The sequence below is a fragment of the Pseudomonas sp. JAI120 genome (assembly GCF_014207255.1).
Taxonomy (GTDB): Bacteria; Pseudomonadota; Gammaproteobacteria; order Pseudomonadales; family Pseudomonadaceae; genus Aquipseudomonas.
Genome location: NZ_JACHCZ010000001.1, coordinates 941,951 through 956,908, shown reverse-complemented (window position 1 = coordinate 956,908; position 14,958 = coordinate 941,951). Strand labels below are relative to the sequence as shown.

Genomic DNA, 14,958 nt, shown 5'->3' with positions numbered 1-14,958 from the left:
CGCTTTTTTACCTTTTGATCGCGCCGGGAGGCCCCAGGAGACTCCGCATGAACCTCTACACTGCAGGCTACGAAGGACTGTCTATCGACGCATTCATCGCGCGACTCAAGCAGGCTGGGATCGACAAGGTGCTGGATGTGCGTGAATACCCGCTGTCGCGAAAAAAAGGCTTCTCCAAAAATGCCTTTGCCCAATGCCTGGCTGCGGAGGGGATCGCCTATGAGCACATCCGGCCGCTCGGCTGCCCGAAGCCCATACGCAGGCAATTCAAGGAAGACGGTAATTGGGCCACCTATGCGCGTGAGTTCAGGGCTTATATCCGCACCCAAGGCACGGTGTTGAGCGAGCTGCTTTGCAGTGCGGCTGAACAGCGGGTCTGCATGGTCTGCTATGAGGCGGACGCAAGTTTTTGCCATCGCAGTTTGATTGCCGAAGCCGCGCAGGAAGTGGAGCCGTCGCTGGAAGCTCAGCATCTGTCGGTCAAAACAACGCTATTTGTTGATCGTCTTCGTTCTGTCGCTTAGGCGGATAGATCAAGCTTACGATCAGCCACTGTTTGGGAAAACGATGGATCGTGCCCATCAACAGCATGAGGTCTTTGTCGGGTAGATCGGTTTCCAGCTTGTGCCGAAAGGGGGCCTCCCAACCTTTTGCGCCGTGTTTGCGATACACGTTTCTGAAGAGTTGACTGGCTTCCCAGTCGACAATTTTGTGGATATGGGTTTTCAGTTCACCGTCGACCAAACACTCATAAACGTAATGAAAGTCGAAGGGCACTTTCTCCAGGCGCTTGATGCTGGCGTGTTCCTGCTCTTCAAACAGGCTGGGTTGGCGTTGCATCGATTGCAGCTTGTCAATTTCCTCTGGGGTCCATTCTGTAGAGGCTGATTTCTGGATGCGTAATGCTGCGATGCGTGCCGGCCTGATCAGGCCTAGCGTGACGTTATGCTCAATCCTGGCCTTTTCCAGTGCGTCAAAATTTTCATAAACCATCAGTCTGTCCAGCAATACTCGTCTTTCGTACCAATCGCCTGCGGGCAGGGTCCTGCCCACACAAATACTGTCCACGCCGATCTTATGGCTTTCTGGTCTGCGGTCCGCCGGGCTGCGTTCTATAGAGGCTTCGATCCATTGCCACTTGGCAAACTGCTGATCACTGGTCACCAAGCGAAACGGTACGGGATACAACCGTATGAGATTGCCGTCCTCATCCATCCCCGCAACGCAGGATGTTTCGGCATATTTTGCGCTCGGGGAAGGGTAGGTTTTGCACAGGATCAAGATTCGAACTTTGCGTTTCATGGGGGCCATATCCAGAAGTCTTTTCTGAACTGTATCCAGGCATCGGAAAGCTGCCAGACAGACTTGTAACGGCGCATGCACACATGACAAAGCACTTCGATTCCTGATGCTACACCGCCACCCGTGCCGATAAGTCAGCTCCCGCCGGGGATCTCCATCAGTGACGCAAATGCGCGCGCAAGCTCCCGATCACCTGCTCAACCGACAGCCCTTTGATCACCGGCGGCATCAGGCTTTCACCCAACTCCCGCCACACAAACAGCGTCAGTTCCGCGCCATCGGTGAGCGTTTTTGCCAGGTCCTGCGAACCCAAATCCTGCAACCGCCGATAACGCTCATCCCGCCAGAATGCTTCCTCCACCCAGTCATACACCGGGATGAAATGAAAGTGCAGCGGGAACCCCGGCATATGCCCATAGCGGCTGATATACAACCACTTGGGCTTGAGTTGCGCTTCCATGGCGCGCTGGGTTTTTGCCAGCAGTCCACCCAATTCGGCTAACGCTGCCTCCGGCATATCGGCGAGGGAATCAATCGGCGCCTTGGCGCCCAGCATCAGGTAACCCGGCAGCTTCGACGTCAGGTGATGGTTGAGCAGCCAGTGCTCGGTCTCAAACAGGATGTAGGCGGGGTCGATCTGCATCAGCACGCGTCCTTGGGAGCAGGGTGGGCAGGATAACAAGCACGCTAGCCTGTATCCCACAAAACCACGGGATCTGTGTCTATCGCGCACGTTGTCGGGTGGATAGCCTCAGGCCACGTTAACTGACGACCGAGCAAACCATGGAACTCACCGCTGTCCCGTTTGGCATCACCGACTGGTCCACCGTCGAACCCGAGCTTCACCCCGGCGTTACCGGCAGTGCCTCATGGCGCACCCGCCACTTCGGCACCACCCGCGTGCGCAGGGTCGATTACAGCCCCGGTTACCTGGCCGATCACTGGTGCACGCGCGGGCATGTGCTGCTGTGCCTGGAAGGCGAGTTGCACACAGAGTTGGAAGACGGCCGCCAGTTCACGCTGACGGCCGGGATGAGTTACCAGGTGGGCAATGACATGGAGGGGCATCGTTCATCCACTGCCACGGGGGCCAAGCTGTTTATTGTGGATTAAACCTGCAAACCCTTCGAAAACATGGGGACTTTCTCTATCGCAGTGGCAATCTAATGGCTACACTCTGCGCCGGGGCCTGCCCCTGCTGGCGCCTAACGCAGCGTAAGTCGTTTAAATCGTACGCTGCCTAAGGGCCAACCCATGATCGACCGTTTCATGCTCTTGCTGGTGCCCGCCTCATTGGCGGTGTGCACCTCCTTCGCAGTGGCCGCTGATAGCGAGCCGCTGTCGCCACGCTTTGACATCACCCGCTTTGAAGTGCGCGGCAATACGCTGCTGCCGGCCAGTGCGCTGGCGCAAACGGTGGCGCCGTTCGAGGGGGCCCAACGCGACTTCAGCGACGTGGCCAAGGCCCAGGAGGCGCTCGAAGACACCTTCCATCGGCTCGGCTATCCCCTAGTGCGCGTCGACTTGCCCGAGCAGGAATTGAATGGCGGCGTGGTGATACTGGATGTGGTGCAGGTACGGATTGGCCAGGTGACAGTCGCCGGTAACCGGCATTTCAGCACCGCCAACGTGCGCCAGTCGCTGCCGGCGCTGCAGGAAGGCACCTCGCCTGACCTGGCGGCGGTGTCCAAGAGCCTCAAGTTGGCCAACGAGAACCCGGCCAAGCAGACCGTGATGAAGCTCAAGAGCAGCGCCGCCAGCGATACGGTGGACGCCGAACTGCAGGTGAGCGATGAGTCACCGTGGAACGCGGCCCTCAACCTGGATAACAGCGGCTCGAAGGAAACCGGGCGGACCTACATCGGCGCCGTGCTGCAAAACGCCAATATGTTCGGCCGCGACCAGGTGATGAGCCTGCAATACACCACCACGGTGGAGAAGCCCGAGCGGGTCAGTGTCTACGGCCTGGGCTACCACCTGCCGCTGTATGCGCTGGGCGACTCCTTGGACTTGTTCACCAGCTACTCGGACGTCGACAGCGGCACCGTGACGGCCGGCATCTTCGACCTGGCCGTGAGCGGCCGTGGCACGATCTTCGGCACGCGCTACAACCACAACCTGGCGACGGTGGGCAATTACCAATCCAAGCTGGTCTATGGCGTCGACTACAAGGCCTATAAAAGCAGCCTGGAACTGTTCGATGTGCAACTGGGCAACGACATTACCGTGCACCCCATCAGCCTGGGGTATCAGGGCACCTGGGTGCGGGTGGATGGCGACGCGAACATCGGCCTGTCGCTGTTGCACAACATTCCAGGCGGGTCCAAGGGGCAGCAGCGCGATTTCGACCTGGCGCGCGCCCATGCGCGGGATGACTACACAGCGTTGCGGTTCGCGACGAGCATCACGCAGATCCTGCCGGCCGCCTGGCAGTTGCGCGCGGCGTTGAACGGCCAGTACACCAAGGATGCCCTGGTGCCCGGCGAGCAGTTTGGCGCCGGCGGGGCGGCGTCGGTGCGCGGCTTCCGTGAACGCGAGGTGAGCAACGACTCGGGTGTGGTCGGCAACCTCGAAGCCTACACGCCGCCGCTGTGCCTGGGCGGCAGCTGGCAGTGCCGTGCCCTGGCGTTCTATGACGCCGGTTACCTGACCCGTAACAACGCACTGCCCGGCGAGTTCGAGCACATCAGCCTGAGCAGCACCGGCTTAGGCGTGCGCCTGATCTACCGGCGCAACCTCAATCTGCAAATGGATTACGGCCATGCCTTGCACGCCGAAGCCAGTGAAACCCAGCGCGGCGATGATCGCCTGCATGTCCGTCTCAGCCTGGCCTTTTGAGGGTGCCATGACATTCAAACTTACCTTGATGGCGCTCTCCCTGGTGATGGCAACCAGCGCGGCGGCGGCCCCGGTCAACCCGGTGATCGTCAACGGCCAGGTGACATTCACCCAGGATGGCAACACCCTGAGCGTCACCAACAGCCCCAATGCAATCATCAACTGGTCGAGCTTTTCCATCGCCCAGGGCGAGCTGGTGCGTTTTCTGCAACAGAGCAGCAACAGCAGCGTGCTCAACCGCATCACCGGCCAGGACCCCAGCGTGATCCTCGGCACCTTGCAGTCCAACGGGCGGGTGTTCCTGATCAACCCCAACGGCATCGTGTTTGGTGCCGGTGCGCAGATCAATGTCGGCGGCCTGGTGGCGTCGAGCCTGGCGATTTCCAACGCGGACTTCCTCTCGGGCAACCGACGTTTCTCCGCTGACGGGCCGGCTGGCCAGGTCAGCAACCAGGGCGCGATTACCACGCCGTCGGGGGGCCAGGTGTACCTGATCGCGCCGGACGTGAACAACACCGGCATCATCACCACGCCCCAGGGCGAAACCGTGCTGGCGGCGGGGCACTCGGTGCAGTTGGTGGACTCCACTAATCCGGGCATGCACGTGGTGGTGTCGGCGGAACAGGACCAGGCGCTGAACCTGGGTACCGTGATCGCCCAGGGCGGCAACATTGGTATCTACGGCGCGCTTGTCAACCAGCGCGGCACGCTGAACGCCAACAGTGCCGTGGTCGGCGCCAACGGCAAGGTGGTGCTCAAGTCCAGCCGCACCACCTTGCTCGAAGCCGGTAGCAGCACCACCGCCATGGGCGTTGATTGCGGCGGCGACATCCAGGTGCTGGGCGAGCAGGTCGGCGTAATGGGCAATGCGCGCATCGATGCCAGCGGCCAACGCGGCGGTGGCCGGGTGCTGATTGGCGGTGACTACCAGGGCAAGAACCCGGCCGTCCTGAATGCCAAACAAAGTTATGTGAGCCAGGAGGCGCGAATTTCCGCCGACGCCCTGGCCAGTGGCGACGGCGGCAAGATCATCGTGTGGGGCACTGACACCGCGCGCGTCTACGGCACGCTGTCGGCCCGCGGCGGGGCGGCCTCGGGCAAGGGCGGCCTGGTCGAGACGTCCGGGCATTTCCTCGATGTGGCGGGTGCACGGGTCGACACGCGCGCGGCCAACGGCACAGCGGGCTTCTGGCAGTTGGACCCGGCGAATATCCTGGTCACCTCGTTCCTGTCCGGCCCTTCGGCGTCCCTGGGGGACGTGGCGGCCTTCGCCAATGCGCCGGGCACAGACAGTGAAATCGATGCCGACCTGCTGTCCAACGCGACCTCCAATGTGTTGCTGCAAGCCACCCACGACATCACGTTCTACACAGGCGTCAACAACACCAACACTGGTGTCGGCCTTACGGCCCAGGCGGGCAACGACATCCATGTCAATTCGCTGATCCAGTTCAGTGGGGATATCACCCTGGCCGCCAACCATGACGGTGCGGGCACGGCCAGCGGCAGAGGGAGGGTGTTTACCGAGGGGCAGCCAACTGCTGGCGGTCGCTTGACGATCACTGACGTCGACCGGCCGCCGGTCGAGAATCCGGTGCCTGTCGCAGTGCCGCCCCGCTCAGATATGTGTACGTTGGCGCCGAACTCGGCGTTGTGCCAGGTGCTGTCGCCGCCGACGACGAATAAGCCGGTCAAACCGGTGTATCAGGCTGCGACTGAGGTCATTGCCACGATCAATAAAACGTCGCCCGGCATTTCGGGCGATAGCTTCCCGACATATGGACAAATCGATAATTCCTCAGAAACCAAGGAAGTCGCTACTAATACTCAGGACGGTAAAGAAAATGCGCCCAAAAAAATGTACTGCAATTAACGCGCTGCTGGTGCTGACACTGCTGAGTGCAGCGACCTGGGTTCAGGCCGCCCCCGTGGCCGGTACCGTGATTCATCTGAGCGGGCCGTTGTTCGTCAAGAAGCTCGACGGCAGCATGCGCGTACTGGGTGAGCAGTCGGGGGTGGAAGTCGGCGATACCTTGTCGACCCAGGGTAAGGGCTACGCGCAAGTGCGCCTGGGCGACGACAGCTTGTTGACCTTGCAACCGGGGACCGTGCTCAGCGTGGACGCGTTTGCCTACGACGTGAATACGCCTGGCGCTGATGCCGCAGTGTTCACCCTGAAACAGGGCGGGTTGCGCTCCGATGGCGGGTTGCTGGGCAAGCGCAGCCAGGATCGCTCGACGTTGATCACGCCCGGCGGCCGGATCGGCCTGCAATCGGCCAGCGTGGTGGTGTTTTACCAGCCGGCGGCAGTCGTGGCGACGCGTGCTTCGTCCCGGCTGAACAGCCTGGCGGCGGGGTTGGCGTCATCGGCCGGGCAGGCTGATGCTTCTAACACGGCCTTTGTCGCTGCGGTTTCGGCGCGCTATGTGTATCGCCTGGCTGATGTCCTGGCCTCGGTCGAGTCATGGGCGGCGCAAGGCAAAGCGTCGCTTGCGGCGGTAGTGCCTGCGTTTATGTCAGGGTCTTCCAGTGTGCCGGTGCTGCCGCCAGGTTTGTACGTGGAGGTTATCGACGGTCAGGTCATCTTGGCTAACAAGGGCGGTATGCAGGGTTTCAACGCCGGCCAGTTTGGATTTACGCAAAGCATCGCGACTCCTCCGGGGCTATTACCGAAGAACCCTGGTCTTCCGTTCACTGTGCCGGCCTCATTCTTTTCTAACGTGCCGAAGGCCAATACGGGCAGCGGATCGAGTGCGGTTGAGTGCCAGGTGCGCTAAGCCGGGTGGACCCCGGCGAGCCCATCAATGCATCTTGCTATGGTCCATGCCATCCAGCCCACGCGCCTTGGCCTGGACCTCAACGGTCTGCTTCTCGCCCTTGGCGTCCTGCACCGTCAGGGTCAGCGGCACCTGGTCGCCTTCCTTGATCTGACCGGTCAGGCCCATCAGCATCACGTGGTAACCGTCCGGGTCAAGCTTGACCGCCTTGCCCGCCGGCAGGGCCACCGAGTCCACCGGGCCCATGCGCATCACGTCGTCCTTCATGCTCATCTCATGGATCTGCACGTCCTTGGCCACCGGTGAGGCCACGCTGAGCAGCTTGCTGTCGCTGTCGGCGGTCACGGTCATGAACGCGCCGCTGGACGGTTGGCCCGGCACCGAGGCGCGCACCCAGGCGTCGGTCACTTGCACCTGGGCACTGGCGTGGGCGGCGAGGCCCAGCAGGGTCAGGCCAAAGGAGAAGCGCTTGAGGTGTTGAACGGCAGTCATTAGCAGACCTCCATGACGGTGAGCAGGTCTTCTGCGCACTCTTTAGCGGTAAGGGATGCCTGCAAACCCAGGCGCAGGTTGCCACGGGTGTCGAAGACAAAACTGGTGGCCGTATGGGACAGGGTGTAGGTGTCGCCGGCGGGGATCTTTTCATAAAAGATCCCGAATTCCTTGGCGGCCACGGCGATTTCTTCCGGGGTGCCGTACAGCGCTTCAAAGCTGGGGTCGAAGGCCTTGACGTACTTGTCGAGAATCTCCGGCGTGTCGCGTTCCGGGTCCAGGGTGATAAAGATCACCTGCATGATCTCGCCGTCACGGCCCATCAGCTTCTTGGCCTGGGCGGCGCGGGCGAGGGTGGTCGGGCACACGGCCGGGCACTGGGTGAAACCGAAGAACACCACCGGCATCAGGCCACGGTAGGAACTGAGGGTGACGGTGTCGCCCTCGGTGTTCTTGAGCTTGAAGGTGCGGCCCATGATCTTGTCGCTCAAGTCCTTGCCGTACTTGAAGTTCAATCTGGGGCTGTTGTCACAACCGGCCAGCAGGCCCAGACCCAACAGGCCCATGCCGGTCAGGACCTTGCGGCGGGTGAATAACGTACTCATCAACGGTGCATCCTGTGAAACGCCCGCATTGCGCGAAATCAACTCGGCAGGCTTTGAATAGGAGTAAACGAGGAGGGCGCCAAGTCTACCAACCCTGGCCAGCCCGCGTAATCTGCGACGTTCTGCCACAGGGGCACACCGAATTTCATCCTTTTGCGGCGCTGGTGGTAGAGTCGCCGCCATGAAATCGAGCCGCCCCGACCGTTCCCTGATCGTCTGGACCCTGTACTTCTGCGTGCTGATGAACCTGTTCGTGTGCGGTTTGGGCCATGGCCAGATGATGGGCCAACAGCTCAATGGGATCGGTGGCGCGTTCTGCGCGGTGGACGGCAAACAGGCGCCACTTTCCGACAAAGGGCTGGGCGCGCCGTCTTCCAGTAACATCTCGAACTACTTTGCCTGCCCGGTGTGCAACGCGGTGACCGTCGCGCTGGTGTTCCTGATCGGCCTGGCCTGGTTGCTGGGCCTGGGGCAAACCCCACGCCCGGCCCATGAGCGGCGCAACAAGGCGCCGCCGCGTTATTCCTGGCCCTCGGCCAACCCCCGCGCCTCTCCCGCATTCTGACGTGTGCCTTGGGCCTCCTGTGACCAGGGGGCGTTCTATCGTCACGACTGTGAGTGCGCTTTATGAACCATCACTTGCCTGCAGGCGCCAGCCGCCTGGTCAGCCAGGCGTCCCGTCGCCCGCGCGTGGAACCGGCACGGCCGGACTACCCAAGCAATGCCCGCTGCTTTGTGCACCTGGATGCACGCCTGTTGCCGTATTGGCACACCGTGTTCGACATCTGTCCGACGCTGCTCAAGCTCGACCCGCCCGAAGGCCTGAACCTGTTTCGCAGCTTCATGACCTGGGCCTATCGCAACCAGCCGGCCCAGGACTGGACCTGGCACCTGAACGTGTGCCGTTGGCTGCTGGCGTCGCCGTATCGCGGGCGGATTGATGAAGAACCCATCGAAACCTTCATGGCCGCCGCGGCGGCGCGTTGGATCAGTACGGATGACAGCCAGGCCCAGGGGGTGGTCCTGGCCTGGCAAGGCTTGACGGTGTTCGATTGGAAGGGCGCGCGCATTCTCGCCGCTGAACAACAGGCACTCCCTGTCACGGAATGGGATTTTGCCTGGTGTCCGCTCGCCTCCTCAGGTGTATTCCAGGGCTGGTTGCCGGTGCCTTGAGCGCTGCACAGTGGATCGGGATTGTTACGTAAACCGCAAAAGTGATTGACGGTTTCAGCGGCTGTTTCCCCAAGGCCCAAGGCTATACCGTGCGCGCACCCGTTGAGTGCAGCACCACCCGACCGACAAACAACAGGGTTGGGCTGTAACGGGGTCGCCTCAATCACTTCACGGAGCCTTCATGAAACACACCACGTGCCTGGCGCTCGCCGTCTCCCTCGGCGCCGCGCAGCAGGCGGCTGCATCGGGTTTTATCGATGACAGCAAAGCCACCCTCGACCTGCGCAATTTCTATTACAACCAGGACACCCGTAACACCAGGGCGCCGTCGGACAAGGAGTGGGGCCAGGCCTTCATGTTCAACTACCAGTCCGGTTTCACCGATGGCCTGGTGGGCTTCGGCCTGGACCTGCAAGCGCTGTATGGCCTGCGCCTGGACGCCTCTGGGCGCGCCGGCAAGGTCGGTGAAGGCAACACCCCCGGCAGCGTCTTCCCGTTGTCCGATGGCAAGGCTGCCAATGACTTCAGCAAGACCGGCGCCACCGGCAAGGTGCGCATCTCAAAAACCCAGCTCAAGGTCGGCACCTTGGTGCCGAAGATGCCGGTGCTGATGTCCGAAGACGGCCGCTTGTTGCCGCAGACGTTCCGTGGCTATCAGGTCGACTCCAAGGACCTTAAGGACTTCAACCTGATCGCCGGCAAAATGGAGCAGGTGCTCGACCGTAACTCCAGCAACGGCCAGGGCATGTCGATCGCCGGTGCCAACGACCCGGCCAAGGGCACGTTCAGCAATCAGTTCTACTACGGCGGGGTGGATTACGCCCTGAGCAAGCAACTGCAAGTGCAGTACTACTACGCGACCCTGGAGAATTTCTACCAACAACATTTTTTCGGCCTGGTGCACAACTGGCAGTTGCCGGTGGGGCAGCTCAAGACCGATCTGCGTTACTTCTACAGCACCGCCGACGGCAAGAACGGCAGCGCCGCCGGGCGCGGTGAAGGCTATGTGAGTTCCGGGTATTACGCGCCCGGCGTCAACTCGGGCAAGGTCGACAACCGCCTGTGGAGCGCGATGTTGACCTATGGCGTGTACGGGCATTCCGTTGGCCTGGGGTATCAGAAAACCACCGGTGAAAGTGACTTCCCCCACATCAACCAGGGCCAGGGTCGTTCGCTGTACCTGATCACCAATGCCCAGTCGCTGAAGTTCGTCAACGCCGGCGAACAGGCCACGGTGGGTAACTACACCTATGACTTTACCGGCCTGGGCATTCCGGGCCTGAAGTCGAGCGTGACCTATATCCACGGCAGCAACATCCGTGCGGCGCGCCGCGACAACAGCGAGTGGGAGCGCGATTTGCGTGTCGACTACGTGATCCCCACGGGTACGTTCAAGGGCCTGGGCCTGACTTGGCGCAGCGCTGTGCTGCGCGGCAATGACACCGCCGACAAGGATGAGACGCGGCTGATCGTCAGCTACAGCCTGCCGTTGCTGTAAGCCAGGCAGGAGCAACGCTTGATCGGCATCAAGGCCGCCCCGTGCGCCAGCCCGCACACTGGACTCCCGACGGCCGGTCCCTCCGCGAGGCTCCCATGCTCTACCTCCTGTTGTTATTGGCCCATCTGTTCGCCGCGTTGATTTTTATCGGCACGGTGTTCTTCGAAGTACTGATCCTGGGGCACCTGCACCAGCACTTGCCGATTCGGGTGATGGTGCAGGTGGAGCAGGGTGTCGCCCGACGGGCTCGGGTGTTGATGCCGTGGGTGTTGCTGGTGCTGTTCGGCGCCGGGCTCGGCATGGTCTGGCTGCGTTACCTGCCGGCGTTGTCGGCACCTTTGGCGTCCTCGTTCGGCACGTTGCTGGGCCTCAAGTTGATCCTGGCCGCCAGTGTGCTGCTGCACTTTCTGGTCACCATGGCGCGGATGCGCTGGGGCAAGGTCAGTGCGCGCTACAGCCGCTTCATTCACCTGAGCCTGTTCGCGCACATGGTCGCCATTGTGCTGCTGGCCAAGGGCATGTTTTACCTGAGCTGGTAACGACCTTGATGCACATCAAGGTGCGCGCAGCGGTCGCACCGGACAATGGACCACCGCCGCCCGCTCCGGAGTCCGTCATGCGCACCCATATTCATCCCACCCGCTTTCGTCAGGATCAGGGCGTGTTGGACCTGGCCTGCCAGACGGACACGCGCCGCTTCCATGCCGGCGTCGGTTCCCTCGACCTGCTGCGCGCCCTGCGCGACAGCCGCCAGCGCCAGCGGCCCCTGGCGTTGAACCTGCATTGGCCGGCAGCTGACGCCGGCACCGACTACCTGCACAGCCTCGCCCAGGAAATCCAGTTGATCGGCTGCCAGCTCGGCCCGCGCCAACCGGTCGAACACTTTCACCTGCGCGGCACAACGCCGACGATCGAGCAGGTGCGCACGTTGCTGGAACACCTGCACAGCCGCTTCAACTTTTTCGACCACGACCGTGGCGACTACCGTATCGACCTCGACCCCTGGCACATGGACTGGGCGACCCTGGGCCTGCTGCGCGAACAGGGGTTCAACCACGCCAGCATCGGCGTGCCGGACGCCCGCCGCGATGACCCGCTGTGCCAGGCGCGGTACCAGGACCCGGCGCCCATCGAGTCGCTGGTGGATGCGGCGCGTACCTTCGGCTTTCGCTCGGTGAACATCGACCTCGGCTACGGCCATGCCTGGCAGACGCCGGCCAGTTTCGAGCTGAAACTGGCCAGCCTGATTGCCCTGGAGCCCGACCGCCTGCAACTGTTCGATTACGCCCAGCCACCGGTGCGTTACCAGGGCCGACAACCTCAGGCGTTTTGCAGCGCGGCGGATAAGAGCGCGATGCGCCGCAGCGGCTTTGAGCGCCTGGCCGCCGCGGGGTATCACTACATCGGCCTGGGGCAGTTCGCCCGCGCCGATGATGACCTCAAACAGGCCCAGGAGCGCGGTCGCCTCAGCCGTAACTGCGAAGGCTTTACCCTGCACGGTTATTGCGACCACATCGGCTTTGGTCTGGGCGCCATCAGCCAGATCGACACATTGTGTGCGCAGAACACGGCGGTCCTGCCGCACTACCGTGAGCAGTTGGCCAGTGGTCAACCGGCCACGTGCCGAGGCTGGTTTCGCGAGGCGGCCGACCCGGTGCGCCTGCATGTCGCCGAACGCCTGGCCTGTGACCTGGAACTGAATATCCAGGCGGTGGAGCGGCGTTACGGCCTGGTATTCAGGCGTTATTTCGCCAACCTCTGGCCGCTGCTGGAGGCCTTGCACCGCGACGGGCTGCTCGAGTTGTCGCCTACGTTTATCTGGCTGCTGCCCGCGGGCCTGCCCCAGGTGGATGCCATCTGCGCATTGTTCGAACGGGCGGCGCTCGCCACGCCCGTCAGCGCCAACGACGAGGTGATCGACCATGACGGCGTTTGAATTCGACCGTGCCCTGGTGCACAAATACGACCGCCCGGGGCCGCGCTACACCTCATACCCGACCGCGCCGCAGTTCAACAGCGCGTTTGCCCTGGACGACTATCACCAGGCCGTGCGCGCCAGTCACCAACTCGCCGCGCCCAAGGCGTTGTCGGTGTACATCCACATTCCGTTCTGCCAGAGCCTTTGCTACTACTGCGGCTGCCACAAGATCATCACCCGCAAGACCCATCGCGCCGTCGAGTATGTGGCGTACCTCAAGCGCGAGATCCAGATGCAGGGCGCGCTGTTCGAGCGCTCGCGACGCCTGACCCAATTGCACCTGGGCGGCGGCACACCGACCTATCTGGACGATGCGCAACTGGCCGAACTGATGGCCTGCCTGGCGGACAACTTCAGCCTGGATGACAGCGACGCCCATGAGTTCTCCATCGAGGTCGACCCGCGCACCATCAGCGTCGAGCGCATCAACACCCTGCGCCGGCTGGGCTTCAATCGCCTGAGCTTCGGCGTGCAGGACTTCGACCCCGACGTACAGGCCGCCGTGAATCGCGTGCAAAGCGAAGCGCAGATCCTGCAACTGGTGGCCGCGGCCCGCGAGGCCCGCTTCAAATCGGTGAGTGTCGACCTGATCTACGGCCTGCCCCTGCAAACCGTGGCCAGCTTCGACGTGACCCTGAGCAAGCTGATTGCCCTGCGCCCCGACCGGGTGGCCGCCTACAGCTACGCGCACCTGCCAAGCCAGATCCGCGCCCAGCGCATGATCCGCCCCGAAGACATGCCACCCCCGGCACGCAAGCTGGAACTGCTGGAACTGACTATCCGCCGTCTTACCGAGGCCGGGTATGTCTACATCGGCATGGACCATTTCGCCCTGCCCGACGATGAACTGGCACTGGCCCGCGTCAATGGCAGCCTGCAACGCAACTTTCAGGGTTACTCCACCCATGCCGATTGCGACCTGATTGGCCTGGGCGTGTCGGCCATCGGCAAGGTCGGCGACAGCTACAGCCAGAGCGTCAAGGAGCTGTCCCAGTACTATGCGCGCATCGATGCGGGCATGCTGCCGGTGCAACGCGGTTACCGGCTCAACCCCGACGACGTACTGCGTCGCGAGGTGATCAATGGCCTGATGTGCGACGGCCGCGTCGATGTCGCCCAGGTCGAAGCGGCCCATGGCATTCGTTTCAACGACTATTTTGCCCAAGCGTTGACGCAGTTGGACGAGCAAGTGGCGGACGGGCTGTTGCTGGTCCAGGACGACGCGCTGCAACTGCTGCCCAAAGGTCAACTGATGGTGCGCAGCGTGGCCATGGCCTTCGACGCTTACCTGGGCGGCGCACACAAAGGCCAATTCTCCCGCACCGTCTGACCCACCACGCAGCCCGGTAGCAGTGTGTCAGCCAACACCTCTACCAACCCGGCCACCGCCATCGAAGCCTCGCTAGAGCTCGACATCTCCCACAGGGACCCGCGGTGGTCCCGAGATCCATAGCCGGGCCACTTTCTACCTGCCAACTGCGATCAAAATGTGGGAGGGGGCTTGCTCCCGATAGCGGTGGGTCAGCCAGCACCTCTATCAACTGTGCCGCCGCCATCGAAGCCTCGCTAAAGCTCGACATCTCCCACAGGGGACCCGCGGTGCTCCCGAGATCTATAGCCTGGTCACTTTCTACCTGCCAACTGCGATCAAAATGTGGGAGGGAGCTTGCTCCCGATAGCGGTGGGGCAGCCAGCACCTCTATCAACTGTGCCACCGCCATCGAAGCCTCGCTAAAGCTCGACATCTCCCACAGGGGACCCGCGGTGTTCTCGAGATATATAGCCGGGTCACTTTCTACCTGCCAACTGCGATCAAAATGTGGGAGGGGGCTTGCTCCCGATAGCGGTGGGTCAGCCAGCACCTCTATCAACTGTGCCACCGCCATCGAAGCCTCGCTAAAGCTCGACATCTCCCACAGGGGACCCGCGGTGCTCTCGAGATCTATAGCCGGGTCACTTTCTACCTGCCAACCACGATCAAATGTGGGAGGGGCGGTGCGACGATTCGACTTGCTCCCGATAGCAGTGGGTCAGCCAGCACCTCTATCAACTGTGCCGCCGCCATCGAAGCCTCGCTAAAGCTCGACATCTCCCACAGGGGACCCGCGGTGCTCTCGAGATATATAGCCGGGCCACTTTCTACCTGCCAACTGCGATCAAAATGTGGGAGGGGGCTTGCTCCCGATAGCGGTGGGTCAGCCAGCACCTCTATCAACTGTGCCGCCGTCATCGAAGCCTCGCTAAAGCTCGACATCTCCCACAGGGGACCCGCGGTGCTCTCGAGATCTATAGCCG

At 62.1% G+C, this 14,958-nt stretch carries 15 protein-coding genes; 11 read left to right on the top strand and 4 right to left on the bottom strand.

Going from position 1 to position 14,958, the window contains the following annotated elements:
• Positions 1-47 precede the first annotated feature (47 nt).
• A complete protein-coding gene (locus HDC32_RS04330; protein ID WP_145338468.1) occupies positions 48-524 on the top strand; it encodes a DUF488 family protein in 477 nt (158 codons plus the stop codon).
• Here HDC32_RS04330 and HDC32_RS04325 read toward each other — a convergent pair.
• Complete coding sequence (locus tag HDC32_RS04325) at positions 481-1,302, bottom strand: hypothetical protein (protein ID WP_259244831.1); 822 nt, start codon at positions 1,300-1,302, stop codon at positions 481-483. The two genes, HDC32_RS04330 and HDC32_RS04325, sit on opposite strands and share 44 nt — an antisense overlap.
• Before the next feature lie 157 nt (positions 1,303-1,459).
• Complete coding sequence (locus HDC32_RS04320) at positions 1,460-1,945, bottom strand: HIT family protein (RefSeq protein WP_184742668.1); 486 nt, start codon at positions 1,943-1,945, stop codon at positions 1,460-1,462.
• 140 nt (positions 1,946-2,085) lie between these two features.
• On the opposite strand from HDC32_RS04320, the gene HDC32_RS04315 reads away from it, so the two are divergent.
• The 4 genes from HDC32_RS04315 (at position 2,086) to HDC32_RS04300 (ending at position 6,917) form a co-directional block, all read left to right on the top strand.
• The gene (locus tag HDC32_RS04315; RefSeq protein ID WP_131699925.1) at positions 2,086-2,415 is read left to right on the top strand and encodes a DHCW motif cupin fold protein; all 330 of its coding nucleotides are present in this window, start codon (positions 2,086-2,088) and stop codon (positions 2,413-2,415) included.
• Positions 2,416-2,556: 141 nt separating this feature from the next.
• Positions 2,557-4,140 carry a ShlB/FhaC/HecB family hemolysin secretion/activation protein gene (locus HDC32_RS04310; protein WP_131699926.1) on the top strand — a complete coding sequence of 528 codons (1,584 nt, stop codon included), beginning with the start codon at positions 2,557-2,559 and terminating at the stop codon, positions 4,138-4,140.
• Positions 4,141-4,147: 7 nt separating this feature from the next.
• Positions 4,148-6,013, top strand: coding sequence for a filamentous hemagglutinin N-terminal domain-containing protein (locus tag HDC32_RS04305; protein WP_184742666.1), 1,866 nt, complete (start codon positions 4,148-4,150; stop codon positions 6,011-6,013).
• Positions 5,985-6,917, top strand: a complete 933-nt coding sequence (locus tag HDC32_RS04300) for a hypothetical protein (RefSeq protein WP_184742664.1) — start codon at positions 5,985-5,987, stop codon at positions 6,915-6,917. The genes HDC32_RS04305 and HDC32_RS04300 overlap by 29 nt, the downstream gene beginning before the upstream one ends.
• Positions 6,918-6,941: 24 nt before the next feature.
• On the opposite strand, the gene HDC32_RS04295 is transcribed toward HDC32_RS04300, so the two are convergent.
• Both HDC32_RS04295 and HDC32_RS04290 read right to left on the bottom strand, forming a co-directional pair.
• Positions 6,942-7,409: a copper chaperone PCu(A)C gene (locus HDC32_RS04295; RefSeq protein WP_184742662.1), complete on the bottom strand. Its 468-nt coding sequence runs from the start codon at positions 7,407-7,409 to the stop codon at positions 6,942-6,944.
• Entirely contained in the window at positions 7,409-8,014 is a 606-nt protein-coding gene (locus tag HDC32_RS04290; RefSeq protein WP_131699929.1) for an SCO family protein, read from the bottom strand. Before HDC32_RS04290 ends, HDC32_RS04295 begins: the two co-directional genes overlap by 1 nt.
• A 181-nt stretch (positions 8,015-8,195) precedes the next feature.
• Between HDC32_RS04290 and HDC32_RS04285 the strand changes: the two genes are divergently transcribed.
• The 6 genes from HDC32_RS04285 (at position 8,196) to hemN (ending at position 13,993) form a co-directional block, all read left to right on the top strand.
• Complete coding sequence (locus HDC32_RS04285) at positions 8,196-8,579, top strand: DUF2946 domain-containing protein (RefSeq protein ID WP_131699930.1); 384 nt, start codon at positions 8,196-8,198, stop codon at positions 8,577-8,579.
• Positions 8,580-8,641: 62 nt separating this feature from the next.
• On the top strand, positions 8,642-9,187 hold the full coding sequence (locus tag HDC32_RS04280) for a putative natural product biosynthesis protein (protein WP_131699931.1): 546 nt from the start codon (positions 8,642-8,644) through the stop codon (positions 9,185-9,187).
• Positions 9,188-9,368: 181 nt separating this feature from the next.
• Positions 9,369-10,685, top strand: coding sequence for an OprD family outer membrane porin (locus HDC32_RS04275; protein ID WP_184742661.1), 1,317 nt, complete (start codon positions 9,369-9,371; stop codon positions 10,683-10,685).
• Positions 10,686-10,780: 95 nt separating this feature from the next.
• Positions 10,781-11,224 (top strand): hypothetical protein, encoded by a 444-nt coding sequence (locus HDC32_RS04270; protein WP_184742659.1) that lies wholly within the window; start codon positions 10,781-10,783, stop codon positions 11,222-11,224.
• A 77-nt stretch (positions 11,225-11,301) separates the two neighbouring features.
• Positions 11,302-12,621: a coproporphyrinogen III oxidase gene (locus HDC32_RS04265; protein WP_184742657.1), complete on the top strand. Its 1,320-nt coding sequence runs from the start codon at positions 11,302-11,304 to the stop codon at positions 12,619-12,621.
• Positions 12,608-13,993, top strand: coding sequence for an oxygen-independent coproporphyrinogen III oxidase (hemN, locus tag HDC32_RS04260; RefSeq protein ID WP_167656874.1), 1,386 nt, complete (start codon positions 12,608-12,610; stop codon positions 13,991-13,993). The genes HDC32_RS04265 and hemN overlap by 14 nt, the downstream gene beginning before the upstream one ends.
• The last annotated feature ends 965 nt before the right edge of the window (positions 13,994-14,958 follow it).